The sequence below is a fragment of the Alterinioella nitratireducens genome (assembly GCF_013155465.1).
In the GTDB taxonomy this organism is placed as follows: Bacteria; Pseudomonadota; Alphaproteobacteria; order Rhodobacterales; family Rhodobacteraceae; genus Alterinioella; species Alterinioella nitratireducens.
In genome coordinates, this window is the sequence record NZ_JABJVX010000001.1 from 242,443 (window position 1) to 257,751 (window position 15,309).

Annotated in this window: 16 protein-coding genes; 11 read left to right on the plus strand and 5 right to left on the minus strand. The window is 67.6% G+C overall.

What is annotated here, in order from left to right:
* Positions 1-103 precede the first annotated feature (103 nt).
* From dprA to tldD, 3 genes are all read right to left on the minus strand, one after another.
* Positions 104-1,276, minus strand: coding sequence for a DNA-processing protein DprA (dprA, locus tag HNS34_RS01105; protein WP_172317152.1), 1,173 nt, complete (start codon positions 1,274-1,276; stop codon positions 104-106).
* 49 nt (positions 1,277-1,325) lie between these two features.
* A complete protein-coding gene (locus tag HNS34_RS01110) occupies positions 1,326-1,808 on the minus strand; it encodes a GNAT family N-acetyltransferase (protein WP_172317154.1) in 483 nt (160 codons plus the stop codon).
* 97 nt (positions 1,809-1,905) lie between these two features.
* Positions 1,906-3,330 carry a metalloprotease TldD gene (tldD, locus tag HNS34_RS01115; protein WP_172317156.1) on the minus strand — a complete coding sequence of 475 codons (1,425 nt, stop codon included), beginning with the start codon at positions 3,328-3,330 and terminating at the stop codon, positions 1,906-1,908.
* A 192-nt stretch (positions 3,331-3,522) separates the two neighbouring features.
* On the opposite strand from tldD, the gene coxB reads away from it, so the two are divergent.
* The 11 genes from coxB to HNS34_RS01170 all read left to right on the plus strand — a co-directional run bounded on the left by coxB (position 3,523) and on the right by HNS34_RS01170 (position 13,610).
* Positions 3,523-4,398: a cytochrome c oxidase subunit II gene (gene coxB, locus HNS34_RS01120; protein ID WP_172317862.1), complete on the plus strand. Its 876-nt coding sequence runs from the start codon at positions 3,523-3,525 to the stop codon at positions 4,396-4,398.
* Positions 4,399-4,464: 66 nt separating this feature from the next.
* A complete protein-coding gene (cyoE, locus tag HNS34_RS01125; protein ID WP_172317158.1) occupies positions 4,465-5,403 on the plus strand; it encodes a heme o synthase in 939 nt (312 codons plus the stop codon).
* 1 nt (position 5,404) lies between these two features.
* Complete coding sequence (locus HNS34_RS01130) at positions 5,405-5,593, plus strand: cytochrome c oxidase system small membrane protein (protein ID WP_172317160.1); 189 nt, start codon at positions 5,405-5,407, stop codon at positions 5,591-5,593.
* Positions 5,590-6,162, plus strand: a complete 573-nt coding sequence (locus tag HNS34_RS01135; RefSeq protein ID WP_172317162.1) for a cytochrome c oxidase assembly protein — start codon at positions 5,590-5,592, stop codon at positions 6,160-6,162. Before HNS34_RS01130 ends, HNS34_RS01135 begins: the two co-directional genes overlap by 4 nt.
* Positions 6,163-6,184: 22 nt before the next feature.
* Entirely contained in the window at positions 6,185-7,027 is an 843-nt protein-coding gene (locus tag HNS34_RS01140) for a cytochrome c oxidase subunit 3 (protein WP_172317164.1), read from the plus strand.
* A gap of 197 nt (positions 7,028-7,224) precedes the next feature.
* Complete coding sequence (locus tag HNS34_RS01145) at positions 7,225-7,902, plus strand: SURF1 family protein (RefSeq protein ID WP_172317166.1); 678 nt, start codon at positions 7,225-7,227, stop codon at positions 7,900-7,902.
* Positions 7,903-7,915: 13 nt separating this feature from the next.
* Positions 7,916-9,304 (plus strand): threonine synthase, encoded by a 1,389-nt coding sequence (gene thrC, locus HNS34_RS01150; protein WP_172317168.1) that lies wholly within the window; start codon positions 7,916-7,918, stop codon positions 9,302-9,304.
* Positions 9,301-10,563 (plus strand): M16 family metallopeptidase, encoded by a 1,263-nt coding sequence (locus tag HNS34_RS01155; RefSeq protein ID WP_172317170.1) that lies wholly within the window; start codon positions 9,301-9,303, stop codon positions 10,561-10,563. The genes thrC and HNS34_RS01155 overlap by 4 nt, the downstream gene beginning before the upstream one ends.
* The gene (locus tag HNS34_RS01160) at positions 10,563-11,147 is read left to right on the plus strand and encodes a GNAT family N-acetyltransferase (RefSeq protein WP_172317171.1); all 585 of its coding nucleotides are present in this window, start codon (positions 10,563-10,565) and stop codon (positions 11,145-11,147) included. The genes HNS34_RS01155 and HNS34_RS01160 overlap by 1 nt, the downstream gene beginning before the upstream one ends.
* Before the next feature lie 32 nt (positions 11,148-11,179).
* On the plus strand, positions 11,180-12,598 hold the full coding sequence (locus tag HNS34_RS01165) for an FAD-binding oxidoreductase (protein WP_172317173.1): 1,419 nt from the start codon (positions 11,180-11,182) through the stop codon (positions 12,596-12,598).
* Positions 12,599-12,842: 244 nt separating this feature from the next.
* Positions 12,843-13,610 (plus strand): hypothetical protein, encoded by a 768-nt coding sequence (locus tag HNS34_RS01170; protein WP_172317175.1) that lies wholly within the window; start codon positions 12,843-12,845, stop codon positions 13,608-13,610.
* A 3-nt stretch (positions 13,611-13,613) separates the two neighbouring features.
* On the opposite strand, the gene HNS34_RS01175 is transcribed toward HNS34_RS01170, so the two are convergent.
* Together HNS34_RS01175 and HNS34_RS01180 are read right to left on the minus strand one after the other, a co-directional pair.
* Positions 13,614-14,153 carry an adenine phosphoribosyltransferase gene (locus HNS34_RS01175; protein WP_214647387.1) on the minus strand — a complete coding sequence of 180 codons (540 nt, stop codon included), beginning with the start codon at positions 14,151-14,153 and terminating at the stop codon, positions 13,614-13,616.
* A gap of 88 nt (positions 14,154-14,241) precedes the next feature.
* On the minus strand, positions 14,242-15,237 hold the full coding sequence (locus tag HNS34_RS01180) for an NAD(P)H-dependent flavin oxidoreductase (protein WP_172317177.1): 996 nt from the start codon (positions 15,235-15,237) through the stop codon (positions 14,242-14,244).
* Between the last annotated feature and the right edge of the window lie 72 nt (positions 15,238-15,309).

The window sequence follows — 15,309 nt, forward strand, 5'->3', positions numbered from 1 at the left end:
GGGCGAACATGTGGTGCCTCACCCGCGCTTGTCAATGCGTGATCGGAAAAAGGGGACCGAGGTGGCGGGAATGGGCGAGGAGGGCCGCAGGCCCGAGGAGCGGCTAACCGCGCGGTGCGCCGATCGAGATCAGCCCGCCGGGTTGGCGGGTGATCTCTCCGTCCAGTTCCAGCGCGGCCAGCATCGGCGCAGCCTCGCCCGTGCTGACGCCCAGGTCGCGCAACAGCTGATCCTCCGAGACCGGAGCGGGGCCAAGCTGACCCAGGATCTGGCGGTGCAGCGCGGCGTGGTCGCGCCAGGGGCGCTGGGGTTGCGGCGGAGGGGCGGGCGGCTCCTGCACCTGCATCCGGGCCTGTTGCGGCGCGGGGGGGCCAAGCGCCTCGATCACGTCCTCGGCGCCGCGCACCAGCGTCGCGCCGTCGCGCAGCAGCAGGTTGCAGCCCGAGGCGCGGGTATCCATCGGGTGGCCCGGCACCGCCAGCACCTCGCGCCCCTGGTCGAGCGCGTTCTTCGCCGTGATCAGGCTGCCGGAGCGCGCCGCCGCCTCCACCACCACGACGCCGAGGGCAAGGCCTGAGACGATGCGGTTGCGGCGCGGGAAATGGCGCGCCTGCGCCTCCATCCCGAAGGCCTGTTCGGAGAGGCGCAGGCCGGATTTGGCGATATCCGCCGCCAGGTCGGTGTTCTCGGCGGGGTAGACCACGTCGAGCCCGCCCGCCTGCACCGCGATGGTGCCGGTCTTCAGCGCCGCCTTATGCGCCAGCGTGTCGATGCCGCGCGCGAGGCCCGAGACGATGACATAGCCCGCCGCGGCCAGGTCAGCGGCCAGCCGCGTCGCCATCCGCGCCCCGAGCGACGAGGCGTTGCGGGTGCCGACCATCGCGATCATCGGGCGGGTCAGCAGATCGGTGTCGCCAAGCGCCCAGAGGACGGGCGGCGCATCGGTGAGGTCGCAAAGTGCTGCGGGATAGGTCGGATCGCCCAGGCTGAGCATCCGGGCGCCTGCGCGTCTGGCCGCGCGAACCTCGGCCAGTGCGACACCCTCGGGACAGGCGGTGTAGCTGTCGACACCGGCGGCCTGCGCGATGTCGGGCAGAGCATCGAGCGCGGCAGTTGCGTTGCCATGCTCTGCCATCAGGCGGCGATAGGTGGCGGGGCCGACGCGGCGCGATCTGATCAGGCGCAGACGTGCCAGCCGTTCCGCGCCGTCGCCTGCGGGGCGGGCGGTATAGGCGACGGCTGCCTCGTCGAATCCGGGTGCATCATCCTCGAACATGGCCCCGACGCTAGGGTGCCACTGGTTAACAGCGCGTTTACGGGCAGGATTACTGTGAAAGGCGCTTGGTGAAGCGGCGCACGGGCAGGGGGAAGGGGCCGTCGGAAGTGTCCAGCATGACCTCGATCACGCCCTCCTCACGCCAGCCCTGGCGCGCATAGAACCGCGCGGCGGCATGGTTGCCCAACCCGCAATCAAGCCGCGCGATGGGCGTACCGCCCGCTGCCAGCCGCGCCTCGGCATCGGCCATCAGCGCCGCCGCCAGCCCGGTGCCGCGTGCGGATGGCGCGACGTAGAGCTGATTGATCTCGTCCGGTTTCAACGCCACGAAACCAAGCGGCGCGCCGTCGGGGCCGCCCACGTGCAGGCCCGCGTCAAAGCCGATCAGGCGGCGGGTGAAATCGTCGCGCGTGCGCAGCGCGGTCAGGGCGGCGGGCACGTCGGCGGCATGGGCCTCGTGCCAGCCCTGGTACCAGATCTCGGTGAGGGCGGGGATGTCTGCGGGTGTGGCGGGGCGGATGGGATGGGTCATGGGGCGAGACAACAGGATGTGGCGCGGTCTGGCCAGAGGTCCTGGCGGGGCTGCCGGGCGTCGACGCCCGGCCCGTGCGGCGCGTCGACGCGCCGCCTCACGCCGCAGACCCGCCCACCGTCAGCCCGCCGATCAGCAGGGTCGGCTGGCCCACGCCCACCGGCACCCATTGACCGGCCTTGCCGCAAGTGCCCATGCCGGGATCGAGCGCCATGTCATTACCGATCGCGCGGATTTTCTGAAGGGCGGTCGCACCGTCGCCGATTAGCGTCGCACCCTTGACCGGGGCACCGATCTTGCCGTCCTGCACCCGGTAGGCCTCGGTGCAGGAGAACACGAACTTGCCATTGGTGATATCGACCTGGCCGCCGCCGAAGCCCACGGCATAGATGCCGTCCTTGACCTCGGAGACAATATCGCCGGGCGTGGCCGCGCCGCCCAACATGTAGGTGTTGGTCATGCGCGGCATGGGTGCGTGGGCGTGGCTTTCGCGGCGGCCATTGCCGGTGGCGGGCACCCCCATCAGGCGGGCGTTCTGGCGGTCCTGCATGAAGCCCACCAGCACGCCATCCTCGATCAGCGTGGTCCTGGAGGACGGCGTGCCCTCGTCATCGACCGAGAGCGAGCCGCGCCGGTCGGGGATGGTGCCGTCATCCAGCACGGTGACGCCCTTGGCCGCGACCTGTTTGCCCATCAGACCGGCGAAGGCGCTGGTTCCCTTGCGGTTGAAATCGCCCTCCAGCCCGTGGCCCACGGCCTCGTGCAGCAAGATGCCGGGCCAGCCGGGGCCAAGCGCCACGTCCATGATGCCCGCGGGCGCGGCGACCGCGCCCAGATTGACCAATGCGATGCGCAGCGCCTCGCGCGCCAGCGCCTGCCAGCTTTCCGCCTGCAACCAGTCGCCAAGCTCGATCCTGCCGCCACCGCCCGCGTTGCCGCTTTCGCGGCGGCCGTTCTCCTCGACGATGACCGAGACATTGGCCCGCACCATGGGGCGCGCATCGCTGACGTGCAGGCCATCGGGGCGCAGGATCTCCACCTCCTGGTGGCTGGCGGCAAGGCTGGCCGAGACCTGGACCACGCGGCGGTCAAGCGCACGGGCGAAGGCGTCGACCTCGCGCAGGATATCCAGCTTGGCGGCAAAGCCCGCGCCTGCCATCGGGTCGGTATCGGTATAGAGGCGGTGATTCGTCGCCGCGGGCCCCGCCGCCCAGGTGCCGCCGCCATCGCCCACCGCCAGGCGCGCGGTTTCGACGGCGCGGCGCAGGGCGGCCTCGGAGATCTCGGTGGCATGGGCATAGCCCGCCACCTCGCCGCGCACCGCGCGCAGCCCGAAGCCTTCGGAGGCGTCGTAACTGGCTGTTTTCACGCGGCCATCGTCGAAGAGCAGCATTTCGGCACGCCTGCGTTCGAGGAACAGTTCGCCGTCATCGGCCCCGTCGGTGGCCTCGCGCAGGAGCGCCAGACTGGCATCGAGGTCCAACTGGGTCTGGAAAGGGCGGAAGGCGGGGCTATCTGACATCTTAACTTGACCTCGGATGGGTGTCTGAAATGATCTGGATCAACAAAAGCGGGGGTGAGACATTTTTCACCACTGCCTTGCCTTGAACCCCTCTATATGGTTCATCACGACGAACACGCAACGGGGCCGGTTTGGGCCAAGGGGGCGTTCCCGCCAAGGACAGGACGAAAGCGAATGGATCTTTTCAACAAAATGAACGGCGCTGTTGCCGCAGTGACTGCCACTCTTGCCACTCTTGCCACTGGTGCCGCCGTCGCGCAGACCGCGCCCGAGGGGCTTGAAATCATCGGCGCGCCCGAAGTCGGCGGCACCGGCTTTCAGCCCGCCGCCACCAACCTGGCCGAGCAGATCCAATTCCTCGACAACCTGCTTCTGTGGATCAGCGCCATCATCGTGGTCTTTGTCTGCGGCCTGCTGGCCTGGGTCATCCTGCGCCACAACGCGCGGTCGAACCCGACCCCCGCCAGCTTCAGCCACAACACGCCGATCGAGGTCACCTGGACGCTCGTGCCGCTGGCCATCCTGGTCTTCATCGGGGCGTTTTCGCTGCCCGTCCTGTTCAACCAGCAGGAGATCCCCGAGGGCGACGTGGTCATCAAGGCGACCGGCAACCAGTGGAACTGGAGCTACGAATACCCCGGCACCGACATCGAGTTTTCCAGCTTCATGCTGCAACGCGACGAGCTTGAGGAGTATGGCTACAGCCAGGATGAATACCGCCTGGCCACCGACACCGCCGTGGTGGTGCCGACGGGCCAGGACATCGTTGTGCAGGTGACCGCATCGGACGTGATCCATTCCTGGACCATCCCCGCCTTCGGCGTGAAACAGGACGGCGTTCCGGGCCGCCTGGCTGAACTGTGGTTCAACGTCGAGCCGGGCATGGAAGGCATCTATTTCGGGCAATGTTCCGAGCTTTGCGGGCTGGACCATGCCTTCATGCCGATCACCGTCATGGCTGTCACGCCCGAAGAATACGAGGCCTGGCTGGGCACCGGCGGCACTGATTTCGCCGGGCTGATGAACGGCACCATCCTGGGCGATATCGAACTGGCCGCCGCCGAATGACCGCCGGTCCGGGGGGCCTTGTTCCCCGGACCTGATCCGCCCACCCCCGCGAAGGACGCCCCGCGCATGAGCGACGCTACCGCAAATACAAGCACGCAGGACCAGGAGGCGCAGTTCGGCGACTATGTCGCGCTGCTCAAGCCCCGGGTCATGTCGCTGGTGGTGTTCACGGCCTTTGTCGGCCTGATGGTCGCCCCCGTCGGCGTGCCGGCCGTGGTGGGCTTTGCCGCGATCCTGTTCATCGCGCTGGGCGGCGGCGCCTCGGGGGCGCTGAACATGTGGTATGATGCCGATATCGACCGGGTGATGAAGCGGACGCAATCGCGGCCCATCCCCTCGGGCAAGGTTGCCCCCGGCGAGGCGCTGAGCCTCGGGTTGTGGCTGTCGGCGCTGTCGGTGGCGATGCTGGGGCTGGCCGCCAACTGGTTCGCGGCCGGGTTCCTGGCCTTCACGATCTTCTTCTACGCCGTCATCTACACCATGTGGCTGAAGCGCTGGACGCCGCAGAATATCGTCATCGGCGGCGCCGCCGGTGCGTTTCCCCCGATGATCGGATGGGCCGTGGCGACGGGGGGCGTGGCGATCGAGTCGGTGCTGATGTTCGCGCTGATTTTCATGTGGACGCCGCCGCATTTCTGGGCCTTGGCGCTGTTCATGAAATCCGATTACGACAAGGCCCATGTGCCGATGCTGACCGTCACCCATGGCCGCCCCTACACGCGCCGGATGATCCTGATCTATACGGCCCTGCTGGTCCCGGTGGCGCTTGGGCTTGGCCTGACCTCGATTGGCGGGCCGCTCTACATGGCGGCGGCATTGGTGCTGAACGCGCTTTTCGTGCGGGGCGCGTGGCGGGTCTGGCGGCGCGACGAGGACGCCGCCCGCGCCGACGCCTACGGGGCCGAGCGGCGGCTCTTCCGCTTTTCGCTGCTCTATCTGTTCCTTCATTTCGGCGCGCTGCTGGCGCAGTCTGGCCTTCGCACCCTCGATATGGGAGGTTGGTAATATGCCGATCACCGAGACCCACGAGATCCACCAGCGCCGCTTTGGCCGCAACCTCGGCGTGGCGCTGTGCCTGCTGGGGTTTGTCGGGCTGGTCTTCTTCCTGACCATCTCGAAGCTCAGAAATGGTGGTACCCTGGAGGGCTTCGACCATGCCGTGCGCCCATCGCTGACCGTGGAGGACACCGAATGAGCGCGCGCGGCGGCAATGCCAGGACGGTCTGGTCCCTTCTGGGGGTGGTCTTCGTCATGGGCGGGTTGGGGTTTGCCTCGGTCCCCCTTTATGACCTCTTCTGCCGTGTGACGGGGTATGGCGGGACAACGTCCACCTCCGATACCGCCAGCGAGGAAATTCTCGACCGGACCATGCTGGTGCGCTTCGACGCGTCGCTGGCCGAGGGGATGGCCTGGGAGTTCGAGCCCCCCGACGAACCGATGGAGATCCGCATCGGCGAAACCGGCATGGCCTTCTTTACCGCCACCAACCCGACCGACCGCACCATCGCGGGCACCGCCAGCTATAACGTGACGCCCTTCACCGCGGGGCTCTATTTCTCCAAGATCGCCTGTTTCTGCTTTACCGAGCAGGTTCTGGAACCCGGCGAAAGCGTCGAGATGCCGGTGACATTCTTTATCGACCCGGACATCGTGGATGACCCCGAGGCCAGCCGGATCCAGGCCATAACCCTGTCCTACACCTTCCACGTGTTGGACCTGCCCGATGACAATGACCTTGCCGCGCTAGACGGCACCAGTGAATAGACCACCCAGAGGACCACGCACCATGGCCCATGCCAAGAACCACGATTATCATATCCTGCCGCCATCGGTTTACCCGTTCCTCGGGGCGACCGCGGCCTTCCTGATGCTGTTCGGGGCCGTTGCCTGGATCTCGGGCGGGTTCACCACCTTCTTTGGCTCGGTCGAGCTGCCGGGCGGGCCCTGGCTGTTCCTGATCGGGTTTGTCGGCGTGCTTTACGTCATGTTCGGCTGGTGGCAGGACATGGTCGCCGAGGGCAATGGCGGTGTCGATCACACGCCCGTGGTGCGCATCGGGCTGCGCTATGGCTTCATCCTGTTCATCATCTCGGAGATCATGTTCTTCGTGGCCTGGTTCTGGGCGTTCTTCAAACAGGCGCTCTACCCGATGAACGAGTTTCCGGGCTCCAGCTACGAGATCCCGGACATCCATGCCGTCGATGCCTTCAACCTGCCGCTGATGAATACGCTGGTGCTGCTACTGTCGGGCTGTGCGATCACCTGGGCGCACCATGCGCTGGTGCATGAGAACAACCGTCGCGACCTGATCGCGGGGCTGGCCATCGGAATCATCCTGGGCGTGTTCTTTACCGGCCTTCAGGCCTATGAATACTGGGAGCTTCTGACGTATGAAGGCTGGTCCTTCGGCGGCGACATCTTCTATGGAGCCTTCTTCATGGCGACGGGCTTTCACGGCGCGCATGTGATCATCGGCACGATCTTCCTGACCGTGTGCCTGTTCCGCGCCATCCGGGGCGATTTCACGCCGCAGCAACATGCGGGCTTCGAGGCTGCTGCATGGTATTGGCACTTCGTCGACGTGGTCTGGCTGTTCCTGTTCTTCGCAGTCTATATCTGGGGGCAGTAGGACCAGGGCCTGACGCCGTTCGTGCCTGGCCTTGCATGACCTGTCCCCGGCCTGTCTGTCCGGAAGCCTCCGGCGGGGATATTTGCGGAACAAAGAAAGGAAGGGAGCGCCTTCCTTTTCGGGGGCGCGCGTTAACCTTAATGCGGGATGAAGGGCTGGCTTTGCGGTTGGCCCTTTTCTCTTTCGGGTAGGGGATCATGTCGAAGCGTATTGTCATGGCACTGCTGTTCGGGCTGGTGGGCGCGGGCGTGTTGATCGCGCTCGGGGTCTGGCAGGTCGAGCGGCTGGCCTGGAAAGAGGCCGTGCTGGCCGAGATCGCGGCGGGGATCGCCGCCGAGCCGGTGGCATTGCCGGTGGCGCCCGAGGACGCGCGCGACCGGTATCTGCCGGTGGCCGTCACCGGCCGGGTGCTGGAGGGCGAGATCGTGGTGCTGGCCTCGCTGCGCCAGGCGGGGCCGGTCTATCGCATCATCCGCGCCTTCGAGACCGCCGAGGGGCGGCGGGTTCTGGTCGATCTCGGCTTCGTGCATCCGAACGCGCGGGATCGGGCGCGGCCCGGCGGACCGGCGGAGATCGTCGGCAACCTCTACTGGCCCGACGAGGTGGATGGGTTCACGCCCGCGCCGGACCAGGACGCAGGCCTGTGGTTTGCCCGCGACCTGCCCGCGATGGCGGCGGAGTTGGAGACCGAACCGGTGCTGATCGTGGCCCGAGAGGCGCCGCAAGGCATGGATTGGGCGACCGTCTTTCCCGTCGATGCCTCGGGTATCCCGAACGACCACCTGGGCTATGCCGTGACCTGGTTTTTGCTCGCATTCGTGTGGATGGGGATGACAGGGTTTCTTGTCTGGCGTATCAGCAGAACACCCAACTGAAGGCACATCCGATATGCGCTATATCTCGACGCGGGGGGGCGCCCCCGATCTCAGCTTTGAAGAGGCGATGCTGACCGGGCTTGCGGGCGATGGCGGGCTTTACGTGCCTGCCGAGATCCCGGTGATGGCCGCAGGCGACATCGCGGGTTTGGCCGGGCTGAGCTACGAGGAGGTCGCGTTCCGGGTCATGCGGCCCTTTATCGGGGACGCCTTCACCGATGCAGAGTTCGCGGACATCATCGCGCGCGCCTATGCAGGCTTCGGCCATGCCGCCCGGGCGCCGCTGGTGCAACTCGGGGCAGGGCACCACCTGCTGGAACTGTTCCACGGGCCGACGCTCGCGTTCAAGGATTTCGCGATGCAGCTGATCGGGCAATTGTTCGAGGCCTCGCTGACGCGCTCGGGCCGCCGCGTGACCATCGTGGGCGCGACCTCGGGCGATACCGGTTCGGCGGCGATGGAGGCGTTTCGCGGCCTCGATGCGGTCGATGTGTTCATCATGTATCCGCATGGCCGCGTGAGCGAGGTGCAGCGCCGCCAGATGACGACGGTGTCCGAGGCCAACGCCCATGCGCTGGCGGTCACCGGCGATTTCGACACTTGCCAGGCGCGGCTCAAGGACATGTTCAACGACCATGCCTTCCGCGACGAGGTGCGACTGGCCGGCGTGAACAGCATCAACTGGGCGCGGGTGCTGGCGCAGGTGGTCTATTACTTCACCGCCGCCGTATCCTTGGGCGCGCCGCATCGTCCCGTCAGCTTCGCCGTGCCCACGGGGAATTTCGGCGACATCTTCGCGGGCTATATCGCGCGCCGGATGGGGTTGCCGATCGAGAAGCTGGTCATTGCGACCAACCAGAACGACATCCTGCACCGGGCGATTTCCGGCGGGGCATACGAGACGCAAGGCGTCACGCCTTCGATCAGCCCGTCGATGGATATTCAGGTCAGCTCGAATTTCGAGCGGGTGCTGTTCGATGTCTATGACCGCGATGGCGGCGCGGTGGCGCAACTGATGGAGGAGTTGAAGACGCAAGGCGGCTTCAGGATCAGCCAGGGCGCGCTGGAGCGGCTGCGGGGACTTTTCGCCTCGGGCCGCGCCTCGGAGGATGAGACGATGGCGATGATCAAACGCGCCAAGGCGGAGATGGGCGAGCTTCTCTGCCCGCATTCGGCGGTCGGCGTGCATGTGGCCGAGGATCACCTGGGCGCGACACCGATGATCACGCTCGCCACGGCGCATCCTGCCAAGTTCCCCGACGCGGTGGAGGAGGCCAGCGGCATCCGCCCCGGCCTGCCGCCACGCATGGCCGATCTTTTTGAGCGCGAGGAGCGCATGACGCGGGTCGAGGACGACCTGGGCGCCCTGCAGGAAATCATCCGGGAGGGCCGCAGCGCGTGAGTGTCCAGATCCATACCCTTTCCAACGGGTTGCGCGTCGTGACCGAAACCATGCCGGGGCTGCAATCGGCGGCCCTTGGCATCTGGGTCAATGCGGGCGGGCGGCATGAGCGGGTCGAACAGAACGGCATCGCGCATTTCCTGGAGCATATGGCCTTCAAGGGCACCAGGCGGCGTTCGGCGCTCCAGATCGCCGAGGAGATCGAGGATGTGGGCGGCTATATCAACGCCTATACCAGCCGCGAGGTGACGGCCTATTACGCGCGCGTCCTCAAGGACGACGTGCCGCTGGCCCTCGACCTGATCTCGGATATATTGCTGAACCCCGCCTTTGACGCCCGCGAGATCGAGGTGGAGCGCGGCGTGATCTTGCAGGAGATCGGGCAATCGCTGGACACGCCCGACGACATCATCTTCGACTGGTTGCAGGAGGTCGCCTATCCTGAACAGGCGCTTGGCCGCACCATCCTGGGCCCCGCCGAACGGGTGCGCAGTTTCGACCGCGCCAACCTGGAAGGCTTTGTCGCGCAGCATTACGGGCCGGGGCAGATGATCCTGTCGGCAGCGGGCGCGGTCGATCATGATGAAATCGTGCGGCTGGCCGAGGCGGCCTTCGGTCACCTGCCCGCCAGCCCCGTCAGCCAGGCCGATCCGGGCCGCTTCCGGGGCGGCGAGCGGCGCGAGGTCAAGCAGTTGGAGCAGGCGCATTTCACCCTTGCGCTGGAGGCGCCTGGCTACCGTTCGGACAATATCTACACGGCGCAGATCTATGCCACGGCGCTTGGCGGGGGCATGTCCTCGCGGCTGTTCCAGGAACTGCGCGAACGCCGCGGCCTGTGCTACACGATCTATTCCCAGGTCGGCAGCTATGCCGATACCGGGCTGATGACGATCTATGCGGGCACCGGCGAGGAAGACCTTGCGGGGCTGGCCGATCTGACCATCGAGGAGGTCCGGCGCAGCGTCGACAGCCTCAGCCAGGCCGAGATCGACCGGGCGCGGGCGCAGATGAAGGCGGGGATGCTGATGGGGCTGGAAAGCCCGTCCGCGCGCGCCGAGAGGTTGGCCCGGCTGGTGGCGATCTGGAACCGGGTGCCGCCGCTGGAGGAAACCATCGCGCGCATCGACGCCGTGGATGCCGCCGGTCTGCGCGATTTCGCGGGCCAGATGGTCGGCTCGGGGCAGGCGGCGCTGGCGCTTTACGGCCCCGTCGCGGGTGGCCCCAGCCTCGGGCGATTGGTGGAGCGTCTGGCCGCCTGATGATTGCCCGCCGAAAGAAAGTCCGGATCGAGACGGAGAGGCTCAGCCTGCGCCTGCCGGTCCATTCCGATTTCCGCGCCTGGTCCTGGCTGCGCGACAGTTCCGCCGAGTTCCTGCAACCCTGGGAACCTGTCTGGGCCGGCGACCATCTGACCCGCAAGAGCTTTACCAACCGGGTTTACTGGGCGCAGCGGTCGGTGGCGCAGGGCACGGCGCTGCCGCTCTTCCTGATCCGGCGCTCGGATGACACGCTGCTTGGCGCGATCACGCTGGACAATATCCGGCGCGGGCCTGCGCAGGCGGGCACGCTTGGCTACTGGATCGGGCAGGGCCACACGCGGCAGGGCTATATGCTGGAGGCGATCCAGGCGATCGGCCATTATGCTTTCCGCGAACTGGACCTGAGCCGGCTGGAGGCCGCCTGCCTGCCGGAGAACATCGCCTCGCGCGGGGTGCTGGAAAAGGCCGGGTTCAAATATGAAGGCGTCGCGCAGAGCTACCTGCAGATCGGCGGGCGCTGGCGCAACCACGTGCTTTACGCCATGCTGCGCGCCGACAGGCGGGGGCGCACCGATGCGGGCTGAGCCCTTCCGAAAGACCACCCGAGGGATACGCGATGCCCAACCCCGTCACGCCGGAATTTGAAGCCCATCTGCGCAGCCTCCTGCCCGCTGCCGCCTTCCGCGCCCCCGCGTCGCGCTACGGCGAGGAGCCGCGCGGGCAGAGCTTCGGAACGCCGGGACTGGTGCTGGCCCCGGCAAGCACATGCGAGGTCTCGACGATCATCCGCGCGGCGGGGCAGGCGGGGGTCGGGGTCATTCCCTATTCGGGCGGCACCGGGCTGGTTTCGGGCCAGGTCGCGCCGGAATTGTCCGCGCCGCTGGTCCTGTCGCTGGAACGCATGAGCCAGATCCGCTCGGTCGATCCGGCCGGCGCGGTGATCGAGGTCGGGGCGGGCGCGATCCTGGCCGACGTGCAGGGCGCGGCAGAGGCGGCGGGGATGCTGTTTCCGCTCAGCCTCGCCAGCCAGGGCTCGGCCCGGATCGGCGGCTTGCTGGCGACCAACGCGGGCGGGGTCAACGTGATCCGCTACGGCAATGCGCGCGATCTGTGCCTGGGGCTGGAGGCGGTGCTGCCCGATGGCCGCGTCTATGACGGGCTCACGGGCTTGCGCAAGAACAACCTGGGCTACGACCTGCGCAACCTGCTGATCGGGGCCGAGGGCTCGCTCGGCGTGATCACGGCGGCCACGCTGAAACTGATGGCGCGGCCCACGGATCAGGCGGCGGCGTTTTTCGTCGTCGACAGCCCCGCGGCGGCGCTGGACCTGCTGGCGCTGGCGCGCGGTCGGGTGGGCGAGGTTCTGTCGGGCTTCGAGTTGATCAGCGGCACGGGGCTTGACTTCATGGCCGAGACCGGCATCGACATCCGCCAGCCTTTTGCCGATGCGCGACCCGACTGGATGTGCTTGGTCGACCTGGGGCTGATGGGTACGCCGGGCGGCGCGGAGGAGGCCCTGGCGGGGCTTTTCGAGGCGGCGCTTGAGGCAGGGCTGGTCAGCGATGGCGTCGTCAGCCAGTCGGAAAGCCAGCGGCACGCGTTCTGGGCCCTGCGGGAGATGATCCCCGAGGCCAACCGGCGCATCGGCTCGATCTCCAGCCATGACATCGCGGTGCCGGTGACGCGCGTGCCCGATTTCATCGAGGAGGCGCCCAGGCGGCTGGCCCGCATCGGCACCTTCCGGATCAACAGTTTCGGCCATATGGGCGACGGCAACCTGCATTACAACGTGTTCCCGCCCAAGGGCCGGTCGCGTGACGAGTTCGCCAACCTGAAGGGCGAAATCCGCGCCTGCGTCTATGACCTCGTCGACGAGATGGGCGGCTCCATCAGCGCGGAGCACGGCGTGGGCCGGATCAAGCTGGCCGAGCAGGAGCGCTATGGCGACCCCGGATTGCTGGCCGCGATGCGCGCGATCAAACGGGCGCTGGACCCGGGCGGCGTCATGAACCCCGGCGCGGTGATCATTCCCTGACTGGCCCTTGAAAGAGTCTGCGCCCTGCCGGGGGTGGCAGGGCGCATGGGGTCTTCGAGTTGTGCAAGCAACTTTCTATGTCCGTGAGTGACGAACACCCCTCTTCTAGGCGGTCCCGCGTTAAGCGGCGGTAAACGCGGGCGCAGTTTTCGCGGGAATTTGCGGCAGATCAAAGATTGTACCCCTGGCCGGTGGCAGGCTGGACCGCACAGACCGGGGAATCCGCCCCGGTTCGGGGTTTGACATGCGCCGCAAGCTCAGCACGACACTCACAATCTCGCCGCCCAATCTTGAGCGGACCGGCTATTTCGCCGTGGAACAGGCGCTGACCGGGCGGGTCGTGCCGATTGACCGCGACTGGCTGATCTCGCGCTTTCACGACGGGTTGCAGGTCCGGATGCTGCGTCCGCCCGCGCGCGGCCTGATCGAGTTCTCAAGCGGTCTGGCCTCGTGGCACCCGATCGAGGGGGCCGAGCGCTGCGTTGTCGTGCAGCGCCTGCACTCGGGCGACGCCGAGGGGGCCGCGCTGCTGATCGAGGCGGCGGAGGATTGGGCGCGCTATTTCGGGTTCTCCGCGCTGCTGGTCCTGACCGGACCGCATCCGCGCCTGCCCGATCCGCAAGACATGGCGGCGCTGGAGTATCGCCCGTTCGGGGACACCGCCGATGAGATCGGGCTGATGGGCAAGATCCTGCATGGGCCGATCCTGTTGCCATCGCTGCCGCAAGGCTGGGGCGCACGGGCCAGGGCGCTCGGCCCCGGCCTGGTGGTGCAATGCAGCGCGCGCTGCCCTCGCGCGCTGGAATTCGCGCAGGAGGTGACGGAACGGGCCCGGCAGGCGGGGCACCCCGCGCGGGTCGATCTGATCGAGACGCCCAGGGCGGCGCGTAGCCGACGCATCTCGGCGGCCTCGGATTTCGCCATTGCGCTGGACGGGGACCGGCTTGACGATGGCAGGCTCAGCGAGGCGGAGACATGTGACCGGTTGCGGGCGTTGCTGCCTGACGCGTAGGGCTCAATCGCCCTCGAAGCTGCACAGGGCATGGACGCTCTGGCCCATCTTCTCCAGCTTGGCCCGCCCGCCCAGATCGGGCAGGTCCACCACGAAGGCGGTGCCCACGACCTGCGCCCCAAGCCGCTCGATCAGCTTGATCCCGGCCTCGGCGGTGCCACCCGTTGCCAAAAGGTCGTCGACCAGCAGCACGGTTTCGCCAGGGGCGAGGCAATCGTCGTGGATCTCGACCGTGGCGGTCCCGTATTCCAGCACGTAATCCTGTTCGACGGTCTTGCCCGGCAGCTTGCCCTTCTTGCGGATGGGGACAAACCCCACCGATAGCTGATGCGCCACCGCGCCGCCCAGGATGAAGCCGCGCGCCTCCAGCCCCGCGACCTTGTCGATGCGGCGTCCCACGAAGGGCGCAAGCAACTGGTCGATGGCCAGGCGAAACCCGCGCGGGTCGAGGAAGAGGGTCGTCACGTCGCGGAATAGGATCCCCTCATGTGGAAAATCGGGAATCGTGCGGATGTAGTCCGCGACCGTCTTCTGGCTGATCATGGTCGGGCCTTTTCTCGTCGAATCCCCATGCCGGAATGCGGGGCGAGAATATCGCCATGGCGCGGGATGACCAGCCCCCTTTCGGGCGTTATTCGAGAAGGCCCGGGGCCGCGTTCAGGATGCGGCGGGCCTCTTCGTGGATCTCGCGCACGATCTCGGCGGCGGGCTGCACGTCGCGCACCAGTCCCACGCCTTGCCCCGCCCATAGCGACATCGCCGCGATATCGCCGCTGGTCTCGGGGTGGGGCGTGTAGCTCTGGTATCGCCTGACGGCCGCACCGCGCGGGTCCAGGCCGATCGCCTCGCCTTCCCCCGGACGCTGGCCCGGCGCGGCGGCCCCGGCCTCGCGCCACGCCCGCGCGGTCGCGTTCGCCAGCGCCCGGTGCGGCGCCTTGGGCCAGTTGCCGTCATAGAGGTCGCCATACCATTCGCTCGCGGTTTCCGGCGCGGCCAGGATGCGGGCGCGATAGTCGGGGTGGATCGTCGCCTCGCGGCTGGCCAGAAACCGGGTGCCGATCCAGACGCCCGACGCCCCAAGCGTCAAGGCTGCCGCCATGCCGCGCCCGTCGGCGATGCCGCCCGCGGCCACCACCGGCACATTGACCGCATCCGCCACGGCAGGGACCAGCGCCAATGTCGCGACCTGCCCCCAGACATGGCCGCCCGCCTCCCACCCTTGGGCCACGATCACATCGGCCCCGGCCTCTGCCGCGATGCGCGCCTCCTCGGCGCTGCCGACGCTGACCATGACCGTCAGACCGCCGCGCCTGGCGGCCTCGATGGTGGCGGGGCTATGGCCCCAGAAGAGCGACACGGCATGGACCTGACGGTCGATACAGGCCCTGATCGCCTCGTCATGGGGGAGGTCGAGCCTGATGTTCACCGCGAAATTGCCGCCCGTGCGCGCGCGCACCGCGTCGATTCCGGCCGCGACCGCCGCAACCGGCCTGCCCCAGAGCGGGATGGTGCCATAGCCGCCCGCCTCACAGACGGCGGCCACAAGGTCAGGCCCCGCCGCGCCGCCCATGGGGGCGGAGAGGATGGGGATGTCGATATCGAGCAACCGGCAGAGATCGGGGGTCATGGCGCGCCTTTCCTTGGATGCGCCAGCATGGTGCCGGGGGCGGGGGCGGGTCAATGCCCGCACCGGGGCGCG